Below are 18,872 nucleotides of genomic sequence, written 5' to 3'. Positions count from 1 at the left end.
ACAGCATAAGCCGTACTATTTCGGCACAAAAAGCAAGACGGTATCATTCAGCCATCTCGCAAATCAATTTCCTGAATGAACCGTCCTGATTCTTCCCTGTAACTGTAATGTCCTTGATATTTTCCAATAATCCCCCGTATGCTCTCCATTCCAAACCCATGATACCTCTTATCCTGTTTTCTGCTTTCAAGATTGGGATTGTTCTTCAGCACAGACCCTGATATGGTATTTTCCATGAAAATCTCGGTTGTTCCGTCCTCTTCCCTCACCACCAGCTCCAGTTCACGTTCTGTCTCAACCGCCATGCAGGCTTCGATTCCATTAGAAAGCAGATTATACAAAAGGGTGCCCATGTCCATGCTGTCAATCCTGTCCGGCCTTCCCATAACCACATACCGGAACCGGATTCCCTTTTCCCTGCACTCCTGAACCGCTTTAATCAGGGCTGCATTTAATCCCTCATTGCCTGTATCCTGGGGCAGTTCAGGATAGTTTCCCAGGTCTGCTCCCATGCGTTCAATATATTCGGCCGCCTCTGCGTACCGTTCCTTTGCCACCAGACGGTACAACACATTAAGGCGCCCCTTCATATCATGGCGCAGGCGGTTTACCTCCCGGCCCATTCTGTATAAATCCCGAATCTGTTCCTCCTGCTGGCACTTGGTTTCTCTTCTGAATTCCGCCTCGCGTTCTTCCCTCCGGTACCGCTCCAGCCTGTGGTAAAAGCCTCCTATAAAAACAATCACCCCAAAAATTCCCATTAACATACAAAGAGCCAGAACATATCTCCCTCTCTGGTCCAGTCTGCCTTCCTCCATAAGAAACATTCCCATAATCAGAATAAACATGCAGAAAAATGTTCCTGCCAGCATTCCATCCTCAGCCTGGACCGGTCCCTTTTTCCGTCCGTACAGTGCCAGAGCTGCCCGGCCCATGGAAAATTTAAGGGCACATCCTGCCAGTATGGGAAATACCACCGCGTCCCGGTCCATGATCATCAGTGTATTAAGACTTCTGCCTGTAATAATCCCCAATGTCCCATAGATCATATAAGAACTGCTGATGGCTATCAGAATCCACAAAAGACTGTGAACAATGACCTTTTGCGCCTTCCCATTCAGGGCAATCAAGCCATATGCAGTCAATACCACGCCATAGCTAATTCCCAGGAATCCTTCAAAGACAATATAACGGTTGAGCAGGACCATGATTCCATAATAGGCAAGGCATCCGCCTGTAAAAAGCATGATTCGGGCAGCACCGGAATATTTCTTATCAAAACCATGGTCCATATATTCCATTGCCACGAGGGTGGACAATACATCAATCACATAAGCGGCTGCCGTGCTTTCTCCCATACTCCATCATCATCTCCCTTACGCCTTTTTTTCTGTCCCTTCCCATAGGAATAACTGCCCCGGTTTTAAGAACAGCATCCTGTTTTTCTATCTGGGAAATATACGCCTGATTCACCAGATAATTCCGGTGAATACGTAAAAAACCATAATCCCTCAGTTCCTCCGCCACAGGCTTTAAGCTCCCGTAAACAGAGTACTCCGCTCCGCCGGACATTTTGTAGGTCAGTGTATGGCCATTACACTCTATGTACATGATATCCCGCAGAAGCACCTCGCCTGCGCCAAAGCCCCCCTGAATTTTATAACTGATTTTCCTGCGGGCCGTCACCTGAAAATACTTCTGCAGCGCCCGGCCCATATCCCGTTTTAAAAGTCCCTTCCTCACAAACCACAGGGGCATATATTCGTGGGCATCAAACACCCAGCTCTCATGACTGGAAACAAATATAAGCCGGGTCTCCGGACAGCTAATGCCCAGCTGCTCTGCCAGCCAGAACCCATCCCTCTCCGGCATCTCAATATCCAGAAACACCAGGTCAAAGGGCTGCTGCTGCCCTGCTTCATATAACCTGCGTCCATCGGTAAAAAGGCTTACCTGCATGTCTGCGATTCCCGGCATACTGCCGATATACTCTTTTATTTCCTCTTTAATCTGCTCCAGGTATACCCTGTCATCATCGCAGACTGCTACGCGGAGTGTTTCCATGGGATTGACCCCCTTTTTTATTCTTATGATTGTGGGCAGGTGGTGCTTGTGGTTGGGTTGGGATTAGTTGGGTTGAGTTGGCTTGGGTTGAGTTTGGTTTGGTTGAGTTGGGCTTGGTTGAGTTGAGCTTGGTTGAGTTGGGCTTGGTTGAGTTGAGCTTGGTTGAGTTGAGCTTGGTTGGGGTAAATTTAGCAGCATTGGGGTAAATTGTATTGAGTACGTTGCATTGGGTAAGTTGCATTGAGTAAGTTGCAATAGGATAAGTTAAGTCGAGTTAGACCCATATAATTTAATCCGGTTTAATCCCATGTCTTCCATACTTCGGGCTGATAACCAATTGTAGCCTTCTTACCATTTCTGACAATGGGCGACTTCAGGACTTTCTGGTTTTCCAGGACTTTCTCATCCCGGTCTTCAGCAGCAATGTACTTGATTAATGCCAGTGCGTGCTTATCTTTGCAATCATCATTCAACATAACATCCAGACCGCCCACGGCCTGCTTCACACTTGTGTATTCCCCCTTACTCATGCCCTTTTCTTTTAAGTCGATTAATTGGTACTTGATGTTCCGCTCTTTGAAGTAGCGTTCGGCTTTCTTTGTGTCAAAGCATTTTTTTGTTCCGAAGATTTGTATATTCATTGGGTAGTCCTCCATTCCATACTATAACAATGCTTCCAGGCCGGGTACCTGGAAATTTGCGGTATGGTTTATTGTCTCGCCAGCCGCGGCCTGCCGATGAAATTTCTCTGAGCCTTGCAAAATCTAAAAATATAATGTATAATAAGCATATAAAAGAGCAACCGCCCACAAGGTGGAAGCCTACGAGTCAATTTACGTCCTACATGAGGACGCGCCTATCCTGTTGGCTGACAGGGTAGGCATTTTTTTATTTCTTGTTATGCCTGTCTATGTAGGTCAGTAATGCGATAAGGAACGAGCCGCCCAAAAAGAGCAGACTTAAATGTTGCCAATAATTTATGACCAACTTTTTTTTAGATTACTTCACAATAAATGCATAATAAAGTATTCCTGCATCCAATCTACTCACAACTCATACTATCTATAATTTCTTTAATTTCTTTATCTGGATGTTCCCACCCTTCTGGCTTAAGTACTTTCCCACTTTCATCAAAACAAATCTTATCTAATTTTTTCAAATTCCACTCATGTAGCAATATAAATAATTCATCCGGTTCAACACCTAATTCCACTAAAGTTCCTAAAGCATAATATAGCAAATCTATAATTGAATCGACCTGCTCATATATATTCTGCGCCTCAAAAAATTCTTCTAGTTCTTCTTTCATCCATGTATATCTTATGGAAACTCTATCCTGAGACAAAAATGTCGGTTTATTGCTCACAGGCTGTTTTGCCTGTGACTGAAAAATTTTAACCAGACCATATGCTTCGTTTATCAATTTATATCCCCTCCAATTTATTATACTTCAATCCGTTTTCATCAAACAAGCATTTAAAACCTATGTCCGAATAGTCGATAGAATAATATAATTCTACTATGCCTGCCTCTAAAAGCATCTTTGCACATATATAACACGGAGAATGCGTAATATAAACAGTTCCACCTGATGGATTTATCCCACATAGCGAACAAGTAATAATCAATTTTTGTTCAGCGTGGATTCCCCTACATATTTCCACATTTAAACCGCTTGGTACACCATTAGCAATTCTTATACAACCATTTTTAGAACATCTATCCAAATCTAGCACTTCACTATTATGAGCAACAGCTAGAATATTACTATCCTTTATCAGTATACAGCCGACCTTTGTTCTAGGACACTTCGACTTTTCTGCCTCCTTAAAAGCTTGTTTCATATAATACAGATTATCGCTATTAACACTTTCCATCTGCTTCCTTTCAAATAGACACACTATTTTCAATATACTTTTGCATTTCTGGATATTTCCTGATAGGAGTCCCATAAACTTTGTGTTATACTACCTCTCATATACTCTATACCATAACTCTTTTCACGTTCTTGATTATATATCTTATAATCTACTAATATCCGCATTTCCTTCTTACTATCATAATCAATTAAAAACGCAGATGCATTTAATGGAATATCATGTACCTTTATTATAAAATGCATCCTTAAATCATCAGGTAAACTATTCTTAATCTTACATAATTTTGTTAAGCTATTTTTTATTCTCTGCTGAATCTCTATGCTGTCAATTTTCAAAAAATTTGCCATTTCTTTAATCAAACAACTATTATCCGGATTCAGTAAAACCACTTCCACATCTTTTTTTTCTAAAATCAACGTTTGTAGTGTTCTTATCACATCCCCCATTTCTGTACCATGTGCAAGCCAATAACCTATGTACATTAATTTACTTTTGCATTTAGATATATACTGCGTTTCTGTGCCATGGTCTTTATGTTGGATATAAGATTTTCGATTGGGAAAAATATTTACAATACCACCTTTATAGCTATCCCTTATAAGACGAACAGTGTTTTTTAACCCTCGAAAACCAGATACCCCCAAATACACTTTAGATGCTATTGTGATAATTATTGCAGCCACTATAGACCCTATTATCCCACAAACCAAATTTTCTATTGTCATTTGTAAATTCTCCCTATATAATATATGTAACGTCCTCTCTTTTTTGTCGGAGTCGAAAACAGTTTATCCATTTTATCAATAAATCTAAAATTGCCTATTCCTTTATCAATTTCAATATATTGTGTTAAAAACCCCTCAATAGAAAACACATTTTCTAATTCATCTTTTGTCCAATTTTTCTGGTAACCATAATTCCAAAATCCCAATCTCTCCCTTACAATTTTTTGTTCATAAATAAAACTATCTCTATTGGATGATACAACATAAACTAATCCATTACTTTTTAAAACCCGCTTTATTTCCTTCAAACAACATTCATATTCTTTAACATGTTCTATAACACCAATACATAAAATAACATCTGCAAAATCATCTGAAAAAGGAAGCTCTGTAATATCAGCCTTTTGGTATCTAATAGGTATTTCCTTTGATTTATCTACAGAAAGTTGTATGGCCTCATTGGAACTATCAATACCATATATTTGTGCTCTTGTTTTATTATACAATTCTCGTGCTATATATCCTCCACCACATCCCAAATCTAAAACCATTGTCGAATTATCAATCGTAATATGCTTTAATAATTTTTCGACTTTGATTGCTGCCTTTTCCTTTCTTAAATCTGGCTTTGAATATACGTCTGTTTTCCAAACATTATCCCAAATATTTGCATTATTATTATAAAATTTATTCATTTTACCCTCTCATTTAACTAAATACAGTTACCCACATAATATATTATTTTAACATAAATTTGTGTACTACTACGTGTTTTTCTATCAATAAATATGCATTTAATACTATTCTGTTTCTCCATGCTCTATATAACCCGCACTCCCATTTATTTATCTAACATTGCTTTACAACTTTATAAGTGGATTTCCTGTTGCTGAATCAACTGTTTCAACACGTTTACAATGGCATTGGATTTTATACAGGTTTCGATATTCTTCAAGAAAGCGCATAAAATACCTGCCGCCTGATCTGCTCTCAGAATACAAAACAAAATTCCTGTACGCTTTCCGTACGATATTTGGAAAACATCTCATCCTTGTATGGCAGCAGTTTCATTGATAAATAACTGATATTGAACAGATTGGCCAACATCTCAATCCCCTTTCGGCTGCGTACCATATAATCGCATAAAGACCAGAATGTTTTCTGCTTATAGTAGCTTACCTCAATGTTCCATCACAAGGAGTATAGAAACAACGGGATGTATTTCATCCGTCTGCTTCCCGTCTGGTTTAGGGGACTTTTTCCTGCCATGCGCAGAAAATCTGCTGCTGTTCCGGTAATACTGTGCTGAAGAACTGGCGGCGGGAGCCCGTATCCTTTTCTGCTGCGGTTACATAAGCCATTATCTGCCTTGAACCAAAGATGTCTGTGAGGACACGACGGATTCTGATATTCCTCTACGATGGCTACCAGATTCTTTTTCATGTACCAGCTCTCGAAAAGTATAATGACATTTCTCTTTTCCTGAAATTCAGGCATGACCTGACGGGCCATTGAAGCTGCCAGTTCCAGTTTGGATTCCGATTTTTGCTACAACCAGTATCCAAGAGGTACAGCAAGGAAAACAACTTTTTTATGATTCCGGACAGGGACGTATAGCATCAGGCTTACAAAGCAGTGGCCATTGAGATAGTTGGAGCCATTATGGGCTGCATGGTCAAACAGCTTGGAAACATCTTCAAATTTCCTATAGCCAGCATGGACAGCACCAACAAAACAGAGTATTAGCTGTTGGAACCGAATAAGTTTGTCATACAGGGTCACTTTACTTTGTATATTTTGTATGCAAACTTATTATACAACAAAGTGCCTTGTGCGATATCTTTTTTACAAAAACTTGTAAAGTCGTGCTATCTAATTTTCATCTAAATATGTGTCTACCTTTAATTCTGTTATATCTTAATGCTGTTTAACTAATTTCCTAATACGAATATACTACCATATTCATATTATACTAACCTATATTCTAAAATTCAACCAGCAATACAATGGGCTGGCTCTACGCGTTATAATGTCACAGCAATGTCACGGAGGCATAAAAAAGCCCGGGAACCCGAATAAGCGGCTTCCCGGCTCCCTGTTTACTATCCCCCCCTAAATCATTAACTTATTTGTTAATTACATGGTGTTTTTTCAAGGCTTTTCGTGCCTGTTTTATTCAAATTATACCGCTTATATATCGTTCCGGGAGAAACAGGTATCATACGGGTATCACGGAGTATCATTCCTTGACGGATTTTTTACATGATACTAACACCATATTTTTTATGCACGTTCTATAATTTTTCCTAAAAACTAATTTGATTTTTTTATTAAAGTATCTATATCGTTTATGAAGAACGAAAGCATATCACCCTTTTTCATTCGTTTTTTCAACCCAACATCCCTACGCATTTCATAAAGTATATCTTCAAGTATCAACAGACTATCCGTTCCTCCTTGAATGGAATTTTTCCTATATTTTAACCACTTTCTTACTACTCTATTTGAGCCCCATAATGTAAGCCCTTTAGAAAATTCGGAAATCATTTGAATCATCTCATCTTCTGACATCTTCTCTTTTTGAGATTTTTTAGTATCTTCCATAATTGTATATATCATACTTATAAACTGTTCATAAGGTTTTTCCCGTTTATCATATAAATATTTTTTCCCTTTTTCATCACGATAGGAAATCTGCTTATTCTGCCACTGGATAATATCTTTTGGCTTAATATCCCGCATTTTCTTATCCTTAAAATAGGGAAGTAATTTGGTACGAACGATATGTTCTTTCGTGAGCCATGTGTTGTGTTTTAACTTCGGCTGCATATCTCTGGTGTAAGCGGCTACAAATTCAGAAAATGTCATATCTAAATCTGAACCTTCTTTCATCAGAAAATGCTGCTCCCACTCCACCGCCTCACGCCTTGTTTTAAAGCCCCTCTTGACCTTTCTGCAATTCTTTCCAGTCCAGTCATTATAATGGAACGACACGAACCACGTTCCCCGCTTCTCGTCTTTATAGGCTGCCATGCTACCACTTCCCTTCTAATTCGCTTTTGTTATTCCATAAAACTTTTCTTCGTAATACTTCCGGCTTACCCTTCCTGCGATAGTAAGAAAACCTTTTGCTTCTAATTCTTCATTCATCTGTCGTACCAGTTTGTAGGCAAATGGTTTTGAAATGCCTAATTCTTCTGCAATTTCTCCGGCTGTTACAAATAAAGTGTTGTTCAATAATAAATCTCCTTCCTTTTGATTTGCAGCTTCCGTTTGTATCGTCTGTTGCCAGTGTTTCAACTGACCTCAACCGCTCATGCGGCTATGGGATTGCTCCTTTTCGAGATTCCCACCATTTACAGGAGTGTCTTTCTTCGCTCGCCCTTACGGGGTCTTGACGGAAGTCTGTTGGCAGATGATACAGCTCATTCAGTTATATTAACATTGTTGTTAATGTTATATCTACATTATACATTCGCTTATATGTTAATGTCAAGTATTTATTTCGCAAAAATGTTAATATTTCTATTTACTATTTTCAGATTATCCATTATAATAAGGGAAAAGGCGGTGAATAGAAGATGACAGTAGGCGAAAAAATCAAGTTTATCCGTAACTTCCGGGGCATGACACAAAAAGAGTTAGGGGTTGGAATAGGCTTTGATGAAAAAGGAGCCGATAACCGGATAGCCCAATATGAAACGAATTATCGAGTGCCTAAAAAAGATACATTGTTGCAGATAGCAAAAGTTTTAGACGTGAATTCGTTGAATTTCATTAGTGAGGTATCCGGTTCAGCGGAAGATATTATGCAGACCTTCTTCTGGCTGGATGAAGATAATCCGGGCGCAATCAACCTATTTCAGCTTGTAAGGAATCCGGGGAAGTGTAACGCTTCGGACGATACTGCTGTGCGTTATAATGACAGTGATGACTGGCCTGCTCACCCGCCTGTGGGATTGTGGTTTAAATACGGCGTAGTAGACGATTTTATGCGGGAATGGTTGGTTAGGAAAAATGAGTTGAAAGCTGGGGAGATTACCAGAGAGGAATATTTGGAATGGAAATTGAACTGGCCTAGCACTTGTAAGGGTGCGTAAGTTATTTGATGCGAAAATATATAGGTAGTTCTAGGAAAATACTAAGGAGGACTTTATTATGTCTGACATAAATTTGTTAGCGTGTAGGGATAGTATTGAGGAAGCGTTTAAATCATTAATTAAAAGTGGTAGACCAGATATTAGAAATGAAGATAATAAAGATATGATTCCTCAACTTTATGTGGATCTATTTGAAAACAACTACATCCTTAGACAAGCATTAGACGAAAATCATGTAATATTTAAAGGACGAAAAGGAACTGGAAAATCCACTGTATTTCTGCAAGCAGAAAATATTTTACGACAGAACAAGAGTAAATTATCAGTATATATAAATCTGCAATCTTGTTATGAAGAAATACGGGTGTCTAACATAGATACTTGTGAAGAGCTAACACGTTATAATATATATTATAATTTTTTTAATGAAATTTTATCTACTATCAAAAAAAGTATTACAAAACTTATTCCAGATAAAAACCTTGAAAAATTATTTGATTCAATTCAAGATGGTGATTATGTTGATGCCGATTTTCTTCGAAATAGACAAGTTACCAGAAGTACAGAAAATGAAAATAATATCTCGCTAAATTTTAATAAGTCTAAAGATTTTGATTTAAAAGCCTCTTTAACTAAAGATAAGAAAGTACAATCTGAAATCAAGCACGAAAATAGGCAAATTCGTGTATTTTCAATCAACAAAATATTAACTAAATTGAAAGATATATTAGCAAGACATCATATATCTAAAGTTTATTTGTTCTTAGACGATTTTAGTGAACTTAATTATGAAAGTCAAAAATTAGTAATTGATTCGTTGATTTCTCCAATTATAACTTCATATAATGATATGTTTATTATAAAATTAGCAGCATATCCTTATAGAATTTATTTAGGAAACATTGATTCATCAAAAATAATTCCTTATTCATTAGATTTTTACGATGTATTTGAGAAAACATCTAATAATTACGCTAAAGTTGAAGAATCAGCAATAGACTATGTAAAACGGACAATTCAAAAGCGGGTAGAAGTATATACAAGCAATCAGATAAGTTTAAATGAACTATTTGATACAGAAAAAACAGAATTAAATGAATATTTAAAAATTTTGTTTTTTGCTTCTGCTGGGATTCCTAGATGTTTAGGTTATATACTAACATATTGTTTTTTAGGTTCAATAAATCAAGGAGAGCCAATTACTATAGCGAATATCAATAATGCTGCCAAAAAATACTATACAGATAATATATTGCCGGATTTTTACAACGATGTAAGATTCAAACAATCATTCTATGATGACAAAGAAATTTTAAATCAATTAGCACAAAAAAATTTAATGGACCAACTTATAAATATAGCCAAAAGATTTAAAAGAACTCAAATAGATAAATATACTAAAAAAGCGAATGTGAAACAAATTTTTATTGATACTTTAAAACAGTATAAAGCTGGGAATACGTATTGGCTCCCTTCTTCGCATTTTTTTGTGGATAAGGATATTGAAAATATCCTACAGACCTTAGAATTGTATTTTATTGTTAATAAATTCAATGAAGGCAGTAGTCGTAAACCCGGAAAAAAAGTATCTTATTTTGGGCTAAATTATGGATTATGTCTTGAAAATAGCATAGACTACGGTAAGCCTGAATTTCGACGTGCATATGATTACTGGAGAGATGATGAATTTGATTATACAGATTTTATTCCTCAAGTACTTAGTAACATTGAAATACCCACTTGTAAAAAATGTGGTTATGAATACAAAGATAATTCAGAGTATGAAATGGTCAAAAGATTTAACCGCTGCTTAAAATGTGGAGAAGAAAATTCTGTCTATTCTATAAATAAATTTGAAGAATTATTCAAGGAAAAAATAGAGGGATGGAAAAAAATAAGTCTCCCAGATTTATATATCAATATTTTAAGAGTATTATATAATAACCAATCTAATCATTTATCAGCTCATGAAATAGCCTTAGAAATCGATAAACACCATTTAGCTATTACAAATGCCATGAAAAAATTAAAGCCCTTAGGTTATATTTCATATGTAACTAAAGATAAACGCTATTATTATATTGAAGAAACTGCGATATCTAAATTCTTTAGTAATAACTAATTTGGTAAAAACAGGTATCACGCCCCACTCAAAGAGCCGGAAAGTCCGCTGTTTAAGCGGCTTCCCGGCTCCGTGTCTACTATTCGAATTCAATCGTAGCTGGCGGCTTCCCCGTGCAATCATACAGCACCCGGTTAACCCCCTTAACCTCATTCACAATCCGGCTGGTCACCTTCCCCAGCACTTCCCATGGAATCTGAGCTGACTCCGCGGTCATGAAATCAGATGTAAGCACAGCCCTCAGGGCAACAGCATAATCATAGGTTCTCTCATCGCCCATGCAGCCAACAGACCGCATATTAGTCAGAGCTGCAAAATACTGGCCCAGATTCTTGTCCACCCCGGCCTTTGCAATCTCTTCCCTGTAAATCGCATCAGCGTCCTGTACAATGCGGACCTTATCAGCTGTCACCTCACCGATAATCCTGACGCCCAGACCAGGTCCCGGGAATGGCTGTCTGAATACCAGATACTCAGGTATACCCAGCTCCAGTCCGGCCTTTCTCACCTCATCCTTGAAAAGCAGCCTTAAAGGCTCTACCAGTTCCTTAAAATCTACATGCTCCGGCAGTCCGCCCACATTGTGATGAGACTTGATGACAGCAGATTTACCCAGGCCGGACTCAATCACATCCGGGTAAATGGTTCCCTGTACCAGGTAATCCACTGCGCCAATCTTCTTTGCCTCTTCCTCGAATACACGGATGAACTCCTCGCCGATGATCTTACGCTTTGCCTCAGGCTCTTCCACGCCCTTCAGCCTGGCGTAGAAACGTTCCTGGGCATTGACACGGATGAAGTTCAGGTCATACGCACCTTCTGGTCCAAATACAGCCTCTACCTCGTCTCCCTCATTCTTACGCAGCAGACCGTGGTCCACGAACACGCAGGTAAGCTGTTTGCCAATGGCCTTGGACAGCATGACGGCAGCCACAGAGGAATCCACACCGCCGGACAGAGCGCACAACACCTTACCGTTGCCAATCTTCTCCCTCAGAGCCTTGATGGTGGTATCCACAAAGGAATCCATCTTCCAGTCGCCGGAGCATCCGCAGACATTATATACAAAATTGGAGAGCATTCTGGTGCCTTCCTTGGTGTGAACCACCTCAGGATGGAACTGCACCGCATAAAAATTCTTCTCCGGACACTCCATGCCGGCTACCGGGCAGGAGTCTGTATGTGCAGTGATGCGGAAGCCCGCCGGCACCTCTGCAATGTACACGCCGTGGCTCATCCAGCATACGGTCTTGGAAGAAACGCCATCAAACAGCTTGGAGGAAGTATCCACATCCACTTCTGTGTGTCCGTATTCGCTGACCACAGCCTTCTTTACAACGCCATCCAGCAGGTAGCTCATAAGCTGGGCACCATAGCAGATTCCAAGAACCGGTATTCCCAGCTCAAATATCTCCTTTGAGCAGCGGGGTGCCCCATCTTCAAACACAACGTCAGGTCCGCCTGTGAAAATGATTCCCTTTGGATTCATTTCCTTGATTTTCTCCAGGCTCATATCATAAGGATGCACTTCACAGTATACGCTGCATTCGCGGACACGGCGTGCAATCAGCTGGTTGTACTGGCCGCCAAAGTCCAATACAATAATCATCTCTCTGTTCATGAGATTCGTTCCTCCATTATTTTACGGATTTTCCCACCAAAACAATTATAGTAAAACTGTATCCCAGAACGGGTTTGAAAATACCCTGTATCCGACACCCTAAAGCAGCCTGTCTGATGAAAGCTGTGCGTAACTCGCCTGCTTCCGCTGCTGCCAGTGCCAAAGGTCTAACCAGATACAAACCATTTCCAAACCCGCCCTTATTATATACCTTGACCCAATTTACCGAAAAATATTTATTCCCTATAAAATTGAAAGAGATTGTACAGAATAGTACAATCTCTTTTTTATCTTTCGTATAAATACATTATAAAGCAGAGAACGACAAATATCAAGCTATTTTGACACTTTTTTCAGAATTTTTTACTGGCTATTTGACGAGCATTTATATTATGATTTTTTGCCGAGATTTTTTTGCCGGAACTCCTTATCGGAGCTTTTTAACAGACTCTCATCCTCCGCCCCATCTTCCGCACTGCCTCATCTTCTGCTCCGCTCCATCTTCTGCTCTGCCGCAAACCCTTTAATTAGATAACTTCCTTCCGCAGAATCCTCGCAATCCTCTCCTCATCCAGTCCGCGTATTACCTCCACGGCCATTCTGACAGTGGCGTCCACGTCTTCTTCCGCGCAGAAATTATAGTGGCTGTGTACATACCTGGACGGAATGCCTAACACCAGTACCGGGACCGCCTTTCCCGTGAGGCTGATTTTTCCGGCATTTGTGCTGCCGCCCCGGCGCACTGCGTCCTGGTACTTGATTCCAAGCTTATCTCCTGTCTCCTGGGCAAAACGTATGAATTCCACGTTGGAAATGTAGCTGTTGTCCATGTGGCGAATCTGCACACCGCTCCTTAAGCATCCCTGGGCAATACCGGCACGGAAATAGAAATCATCCGCCGGTGATCCCTCAAACACAATGGCCAAATCAGTCTGAACCTGCTGTGCCGTCACCGTGGCCCCCCTGGTACCCACTTCCTCCTGGGCCGCAAATGCGCCTACCACTTCCACTGCCAGCTGGTCCGCCTCATCCCGAAGCGCCTGCATGGTGTCAATAATGCTCACACAGCCCAGACGGTTGTCAAAAGCCTTGCCGTACAGAATTCCATTTTCCTTATGATACTCAAAGCTTACATCCGGCATAATAGGGTCGCCCGGGCGGATTCCATAGACCTCCGTCACTTCCTCCCGGCTGCTGGCACCCACATCCACCAGGATATCCTCGATTGCCAGGGAGTTGTCGTTTTTCTGAGCCGCTGTCAGAAAATGAACTGGTTTGGATGTGGTGATTCCCCTGTGCTTTTTCCCGTCCCTTGTCCTTACGATGACAGAGTGGGCGGGCAGGCTGGTGAGATGGAATCCTCCCAGCATCAGAATACTTAAAAGTCCGTTTTCCAGTATGGACTGTACCATGAATCCGCACTCGTCCAGATGGGCGTCCAGCATGAGCACGGGGCGCCCGGCCTTTTTCTTCTTCATGGTGGCGTAAACATTGTACATAGCATCATTTGCCACGTCCAAACCCCCGCACCAGTTCTTTACTTCCCGGATGACCTCGTCCTCAAATCCACTGGGACCAAAGGCATTGGTCAACGCTTCGATTTCTTTTATGTTTGCCATGATTTCCTCCAGGTATGAGACGCAAAGTGCCGCATCACATGGTACCGCTCCTGCCATACCATGCCTGCGGCACTGCATCTGCTTAACTTATTTCTGCTTAACTTATTTCTTCTAAACTTATTTCTGCTTTATTGATTTCTGCTCTATTTATTTCTGCCTAACTTATTTCTGCCTAACTAATTCTGCTCTGTTTATTTCTGCCTTACTTATTTCTGCCTTACTTAATCTGCCTCACTTATTTTTGCCTCACCTATCTCTGTCCAACCTCCCCTGTCTCCGCAGGAAAAGCCTTACAGTGAAACCTTCTTAAGCTCCTCAATCAAATCCAGAATATAGTCGGCTGTGGTCTGTACCATCTCCTGGCCCCACTCCACGGTGGCGGTGTTTGGATGATCCGGTCCAATCCATCCATTGTCTGTCACCTTTGGTGTGTTCCTGAGAATTTCAATCTCAACACCCTTGAAGCGCACGGTACGGAAGCCGGTAGCCACCAGGTTTTCGGTGAGATTGGTCATTTCCAGAGGGAGGTCAATCTTGCTCATATCTACCAGTGAGGGGTCAACTGCCATGATGCCAGCTGTCTCCTCGCCGCCGCCGTGTCCGCCCTTCCACTCAGGCTTCATATCCCAGGCCATCAGCCACCAGTTCAGCATCACGACCATGGCGCCCTTCTTGTCAAATTCCAGGCCGATGCGCTCGATGGTCTTGATATTCCCTCCGTGTCCGTTGAGCACCAGAATTTTCCGCGCGCCGTGCTTGTACAGCCCGTCCACAATCTGGTATACATACTGGTACAGTACGTCGGAATCAATGTTGATGGTTCCCGGATAATCAGCCAGTGACTGGCATGCTCCGTAGGGAATCATGGGCGCGATGAGGATGTTGTCATTTTTCTCCTCAATCAGATCCAGGATTTTGTCAGGTATCAGGGTGTCTGTTCCCAGCGGCATATGGCGTCCATGGCACTCCGTACTGCCGATTGGAAGAATGACCATGTCATTTTCCTTAAAATACCGTTCCGCTGTTGGCCATGTAATCTTTGATAATCTCATGATGCATCTCTCCTTTTACTTCTCTTATTTTGCAACCTTTACATGCTCCAGCTTGTGGTAGCCGATTGGATCCATCACGAAACCTTCCACCTTGGCGTTGGCGCCTGCGGTGATGGTGCTGTAGTAGATAGGTGCGTTGTTGTTCACTTCTTTTAACTTCACAGCCAGGTCCTCATATGCTTTCAGTCTCACGGACTCATCTGCGCTGGTCCTTCCTGTCTCAATGAGCTTGTCTACCTCAGGATCTCCGATGAAGCTGCGGTTTCCGGCTGCTCCCTGCTGTGAGGAGTGTTCCAGTGAATAGTAGGTGTAGTCTGCGTCTGTGGTGGAGGTCACCCAGCCAAAGTATCCCATGTCATGCTCCCCTGCGGAAGTCCTGGAAATAAAGCTGCCGAATTCCATTACCTCGATGTTGCAGGTGATTCCCACATCCTGAAGCATGGCCTGTACAGCCTGGCATACCTCTACACGTGTCTGGTTGTCATTTACCCAGATGCTGGTCTCGAATCCGTTTGGATATCCGGCCTCGGCCAGAAGGGATTTTGCCTTCTCAGGGTCATACTCATAAGCGCCAGGGCTGAAGTATCCGAATACGGCCGGTGCAATGATGGCGTCAGCCGGCTCTCCGGAGCCGCTGGCAATGGTGTCGATAATCAGCTGGCGGTCAATGGCGTAGTTAACGGCATCCCTTACCTTCTGGTCATCATATGGCGCCTTGTTCATGTTCATGGAAATGTAGTAGCAGGTCAGGGACGGAGCCTCAAACAGCTGGAGGTCGGAATTGCTCCTTACCTTCTCCAGGTCATTTGGAAGCAGGTCGTAAGCCAGGTCCACTTCTCCTGTCTCCAGGGCGATGGTTCTCTGGGATGCCTCAGGGATAACCTTCATAACCAGCTTCTGTGTCTCTGCCGGTCCTGCATAGTAATCGTCAAAGCGCTCCAGGGTAACGGAATCGCCCTGCTTCCACTCTACAAACTTATATGGGCCGGTACCGATTGGATGAAGCTTGAAGGCTTCCTCGTCTGCCTCCACCACTGCTTTTGGAACAATGGCTGCAAATGGTACGGAAAGGTTTCTCAGAGCCGGTGCATAAGGCGCCTTCAGCTCTACATTAACTGTATAATCGTCTACCACGTCCACCTTGTCGATAAAGTCAACAATGTAGGAAACAGCGGCGGAATTAATGGCCCTGTCCAGGGAGAACTTTACATCCTCTGCCTTCACCTCAGAACCATCGTGGAATTTCACGCCCTGGCGGATGTGGAATGTGTAGGATGTATCGGAATTCTGATCCCAGCTCTCTGCAATCTGGGGCTGCAGCTCTCCGGTCGCAGCGTCAACAACAGTCAGCGTGTCGAAAATCTGGTCCGTAACCTCTACAGCCGGCGTCTCCTTTCCCTGATGGGGATCTAAGGAAGTAACATCCGCTCCCTGCGCCCATACCAGCGTATCCTTGTACTCCCCTGAACCACCGGCGCTTCCTCCTGCCTCTGCTCCCTTGGAACCTGCCTCTGTCTGAGCGCTGCCGCCTTCCGTGGAGGTCTGTCCGGACTTGGAACAGCCGGCTGCACTTACTGCCATTGCCGCCACTAAGGATAATGCAATGACTTTCTTCCATGTTTTTCTCATACTAGCTCCTCTCTTTCTTACATTTCTCTCTGTCAATATTGCTCTCTATAAATACCGGACCACAGGCTCCTGCCCTGGATTTCTCCGGAATTTAACCCTGCTCCTGAACCATACGGCAGCTCACAAAGTGCCCCGGCTCCATTTCCTTTAAAGTCATTTCATTGCTGGTACAGCCTTCCGTTGCATAAGGACAGCGCTTTGCAAACCTGCATCCCGGCTCCGGGTTGATAGGCGATGTGAGCTCGCCCTTTAGCGGAATGCGCTCCATCTTAAAGTCCGGATCAGGAACCGGTATGGCTGACAGCAGCGCCTTTGTGTACGGATGCATGGGATTCTTAAACAGTGCCTTGGCAGGTGCTGACTCCACCATCTGTCCCAGATACATGACCACGATGTCATTGGAAAAGTGCCTTACCACCGACAAATCGTGTGTAATAAACATATAGGTAAGGTTCAGCTCCTCCTGCAGATCCTGCATCAGGTTAAGGATCTGGGCCTGGATGGATACGTCCAGGGCCGATACAGGCTCGTCGCATACAATGAACTTTGGATTGACCGCCAGCGCTCTGGCGATTCCGATTCTCTGGCGCCTGCCGCCGTCCAGCTCATGGGGATATGTGTTTACCAGACGCTTGGCCAGTCCCACCAGGTTCATGATCTTCTCCACCTGCTGGGTGATGGCGGCCTTTTCATTGGGCTTGTAAATACCCTGCACCAGCAGCGGTTCAATGATTGCCTCGCTGACCGTCATCCTGGGATTCAGGGAAGCAAAGGGGTCCTGGAATATAATCTGCATATCCTTCCTCAAATCCTTTAGCTGCTTCTTGTTGTAGCCCAGGATATCCCTGCCCTCAAAATAAACCTTGCCGCTTGTGGGTTCGTGAAGCCTCAGGATAGCCCTTCCCATGGTGGATTTTCCGCATCCGGACTCCCCTACCACTCCCAGTGTCTCCCCGGTACGGATGGAAAAGTTTACATCGTCCACCGCATGGAGAGTGCCCTTGGGGGTTGTAAAATATTTTTTCAGATGTTCCACACGTAATATCTCTGTTTTCTGTTCCTGCATATGTCAATCTCCTTTTCTTAGCGGTAGCGGATGCAGCGGACCTGGTGGGTTCCGCCTACAGTCACCATCCCGGGATGGGTCTTGGAACATTCAGGAACCGCATACTTGCACCTCTCGCAGAAAACGCAGCCCTCAGGCAGCTTGGTGGGGTCGGGCATCATGCCGTCAATGGCCTGAAGCCGCTTCACATCGCTTGTCAGGCTGGGAATGGAACCAAAGAGTCCCTCCGTGTACGGATGTTTTGTGTCCTTGTATATTTCCCGCAGGGTTCCGTATTCCACCACTTCCCCCGCATAGATGATTGCCACGTAATCACAGTTCTGGGCAACCACCCCCAGGTCGTGGGTAATGAGGATCATGGATGTGTTATTTTCAGATTTAAGTTTGTATATCATCTCCAGCACCTGGGCCTGTATGGTAACGTCCAGAGCCGTGGTGGGCTCATCCGCAATGAGCAGCTTGGGGTTGCAGGCCAGGGCGATTGCAATGACCACCCTTTGCTTCATACCGCCTGAAAACTGGTGGGGATACTCTCCAAAACGCTCTGCCGGGATTCCCACCCTTTCCAGCATGTTTTCAGCCCATTTTCTGGCCTCCTGCCTGGACAGGCTGGTGTTGTGGTTCTCGATTACCTCCATGATCTGCTCGCCTACCGTGAGCACCGGGTTCAGGGAGGTCATAGGATCCTGGAATATCATGGAAATGTCCCTGCCGCGAATGGCCTCCATTCCATTGGTGGAAAGCTTCAACAGGTCCTGTCCCTCAAAAATCACCTCTCCGCCCAGAATCTTGCCCGGAGGATTGGGAATCAGCCTCATAATTCCTTTTGCCAGCGTGGTCTTTCCCGCACCGGTCTCTCCCACCAGTCCAAGGGTCTCTCCCACGCCGATATGTATATTGACGCCGTTTAGCGCCTTTACCACTCCGTCATCCGTTTCATAGTGGATGACCAGATCTTTTACTTCCAATAATGGTTTATCTGCCATGTCATACT

19 protein-coding genes are annotated in these 18,872 nt (G+C 43.0%); 2 read left to right on the top strand and 17 right to left on the bottom strand.

The genetic code is table 11. The features are described from left to right. Positions 1-47: 47 nt before the first annotated feature. From LI015_RS03950 to LI015_RS03890, 11 genes are all read right to left on the bottom strand, one after another. Positions 48-1,358, bottom strand: coding sequence for a sensor histidine kinase (locus LI015_RS03950; protein ID WP_117625396.1), 1,311 nt, complete (start codon positions 1,356-1,358; stop codon positions 48-50). Next, complete coding sequence (locus LI015_RS03945) at positions 1,324-2,064, bottom strand: LytR/AlgR family response regulator transcription factor (protein WP_227124190.1); 741 nt, start codon at positions 2,062-2,064, stop codon at positions 1,324-1,326. The genes LI015_RS03950 and LI015_RS03945 overlap by 35 nt, the downstream gene beginning before the upstream one ends. Before the next feature lie 23 nt (positions 2,065-2,087). After that, positions 2,088-2,252, bottom strand: coding sequence for a pentapeptide repeat-containing protein (locus tag LI015_RS28975; protein ID WP_369293736.1), 165 nt, complete (start codon positions 2,250-2,252; stop codon positions 2,088-2,090). 111 nt (positions 2,253-2,363) lie between these two features. Continuing rightward, positions 2,364-2,705 carry an arsenate reductase family protein gene (locus LI015_RS03930; RefSeq protein ID WP_118019601.1) on the bottom strand — a complete coding sequence of 114 codons (342 nt, stop codon included), beginning with the start codon at positions 2,703-2,705 and terminating at the stop codon, positions 2,364-2,366. A 247-nt stretch (positions 2,706-2,952) separates the two neighbouring features. Next, positions 2,953-3,051 carry a putative holin-like toxin gene (locus LI015_RS28175; RefSeq protein WP_227160484.1) on the bottom strand — a complete coding sequence of 33 codons (99 nt, stop codon included), beginning with the start codon at positions 3,049-3,051 and terminating at the stop codon, positions 2,953-2,955. Between the two features lie 55 nt (positions 3,052-3,106). Next, positions 3,107-3,487 carry a hypothetical protein gene (locus tag LI015_RS03920; protein WP_227124189.1) on the bottom strand — a complete coding sequence of 127 codons (381 nt, stop codon included), beginning with the start codon at positions 3,485-3,487 and terminating at the stop codon, positions 3,107-3,109. A 1-nt stretch (position 3,488) separates the two neighbouring features. Then, positions 3,489-3,941, bottom strand: coding sequence for a deoxycytidylate deaminase (locus tag LI015_RS03915; RefSeq protein WP_227124188.1), 453 nt, complete (start codon positions 3,939-3,941; stop codon positions 3,489-3,491). A 29-nt stretch (positions 3,942-3,970) separates the two neighbouring features. Then, on the bottom strand, positions 3,971-4,669 hold the full coding sequence (locus LI015_RS03910; protein ID WP_227124187.1) for a hypothetical protein: 699 nt from the start codon (positions 4,667-4,669) through the stop codon (positions 3,971-3,973). Next, positions 4,666-5,364, bottom strand: coding sequence for a class I SAM-dependent methyltransferase (locus tag LI015_RS03905; protein WP_227124186.1), 699 nt, complete (start codon positions 5,362-5,364; stop codon positions 4,666-4,668). The genes LI015_RS03910 and LI015_RS03905 overlap by 4 nt, the downstream gene beginning before the upstream one ends. A 1,618-nt stretch (positions 5,365-6,982) precedes the next feature. Next, positions 6,983-7,702, bottom strand: coding sequence for an Arm DNA-binding domain-containing protein (locus LI015_RS03895; protein ID WP_227124185.1), 720 nt, complete (start codon positions 7,700-7,702; stop codon positions 6,983-6,985). Between the two features lie 15 nt (positions 7,703-7,717). Continuing rightward, the gene (locus tag LI015_RS03890; protein WP_147594982.1) at positions 7,718-7,906 is read right to left on the bottom strand and encodes a DNA-binding protein; all 189 of its coding nucleotides are present in this window, start codon (positions 7,904-7,906) and stop codon (positions 7,718-7,720) included. 344 nt (positions 7,907-8,250) lie between these two features. Here LI015_RS03890 and LI015_RS03885 point away from each other — a divergent pair, with 344 nt between their 5' ends. Next, the gene (locus tag LI015_RS03885) at positions 8,251-8,769 is read left to right on the top strand and encodes a helix-turn-helix domain-containing protein (protein ID WP_227124184.1); all 519 of its coding nucleotides are present in this window, start codon (positions 8,251-8,253) and stop codon (positions 8,767-8,769) included. Positions 8,770-8,827: 58 nt separating this feature from the next. Next, entirely contained in the window at positions 8,828-10,891 is a 2,064-nt protein-coding gene (locus LI015_RS03880; RefSeq protein ID WP_227124183.1) for a hypothetical protein, read from the top strand. Between the two features lie 79 nt (positions 10,892-10,970). On the opposite strand, the gene guaA is transcribed toward LI015_RS03880, so the two are convergent. The 6 genes from guaA to LI015_RS03850 form a co-directional block, all read right to left on the bottom strand. Next, complete coding sequence (gene guaA, locus LI015_RS03875; RefSeq protein ID WP_002568530.1) at positions 10,971-12,512, bottom strand: glutamine-hydrolyzing GMP synthase; 1,542 nt, start codon at positions 12,510-12,512, stop codon at positions 10,971-10,973. Positions 12,513-13,039: 527 nt separating this feature from the next. Next, on the bottom strand, positions 13,040-14,131 hold the full coding sequence (locus LI015_RS03870) for a M42 family metallopeptidase (protein ID WP_227124182.1): 1,092 nt from the start codon (positions 14,129-14,131) through the stop codon (positions 13,040-13,042). Positions 14,132-14,421: 290 nt separating this feature from the next. Then, a complete protein-coding gene (locus tag LI015_RS03865; RefSeq protein ID WP_002568532.1) occupies positions 14,422-15,183 on the bottom strand; it encodes a creatininase family protein in 762 nt (253 codons plus the stop codon). A 24-nt stretch (positions 15,184-15,207) separates the two neighbouring features. Beyond that, positions 15,208-16,812 (bottom strand): ABC transporter substrate-binding protein, encoded by a 1,605-nt coding sequence (locus tag LI015_RS03860; RefSeq protein ID WP_002568533.1) that lies wholly within the window; start codon positions 16,810-16,812, stop codon positions 15,208-15,210. A 91-nt stretch (positions 16,813-16,903) separates the two neighbouring features. Further along, positions 16,904-17,878, bottom strand: a complete 975-nt coding sequence (locus LI015_RS03855; protein WP_002568534.1) for an ABC transporter ATP-binding protein — start codon at positions 17,876-17,878, stop codon at positions 16,904-16,906. Between the two features lie 17 nt (positions 17,879-17,895). Then, a complete protein-coding gene (locus LI015_RS03850) occupies positions 17,896-18,864 on the bottom strand; it encodes an ABC transporter ATP-binding protein (protein ID WP_002568535.1) in 969 nt (322 codons plus the stop codon). Positions 18,865-18,872 lie beyond the last annotated feature (8 nt).

The organism is Enterocloster sp. 210928-DFI.2.20, assembly GCF_020554465.1.
In the GTDB taxonomy this organism is placed as follows: domain Bacteria; phylum Bacillota; class Clostridia; order Lachnospirales; family Lachnospiraceae; genus Enterocloster; species Enterocloster bolteae.
Note: the sequence above shows the minus strand (reverse complement) of the source record. Positions and strands in the feature narration are given on the sequence as shown.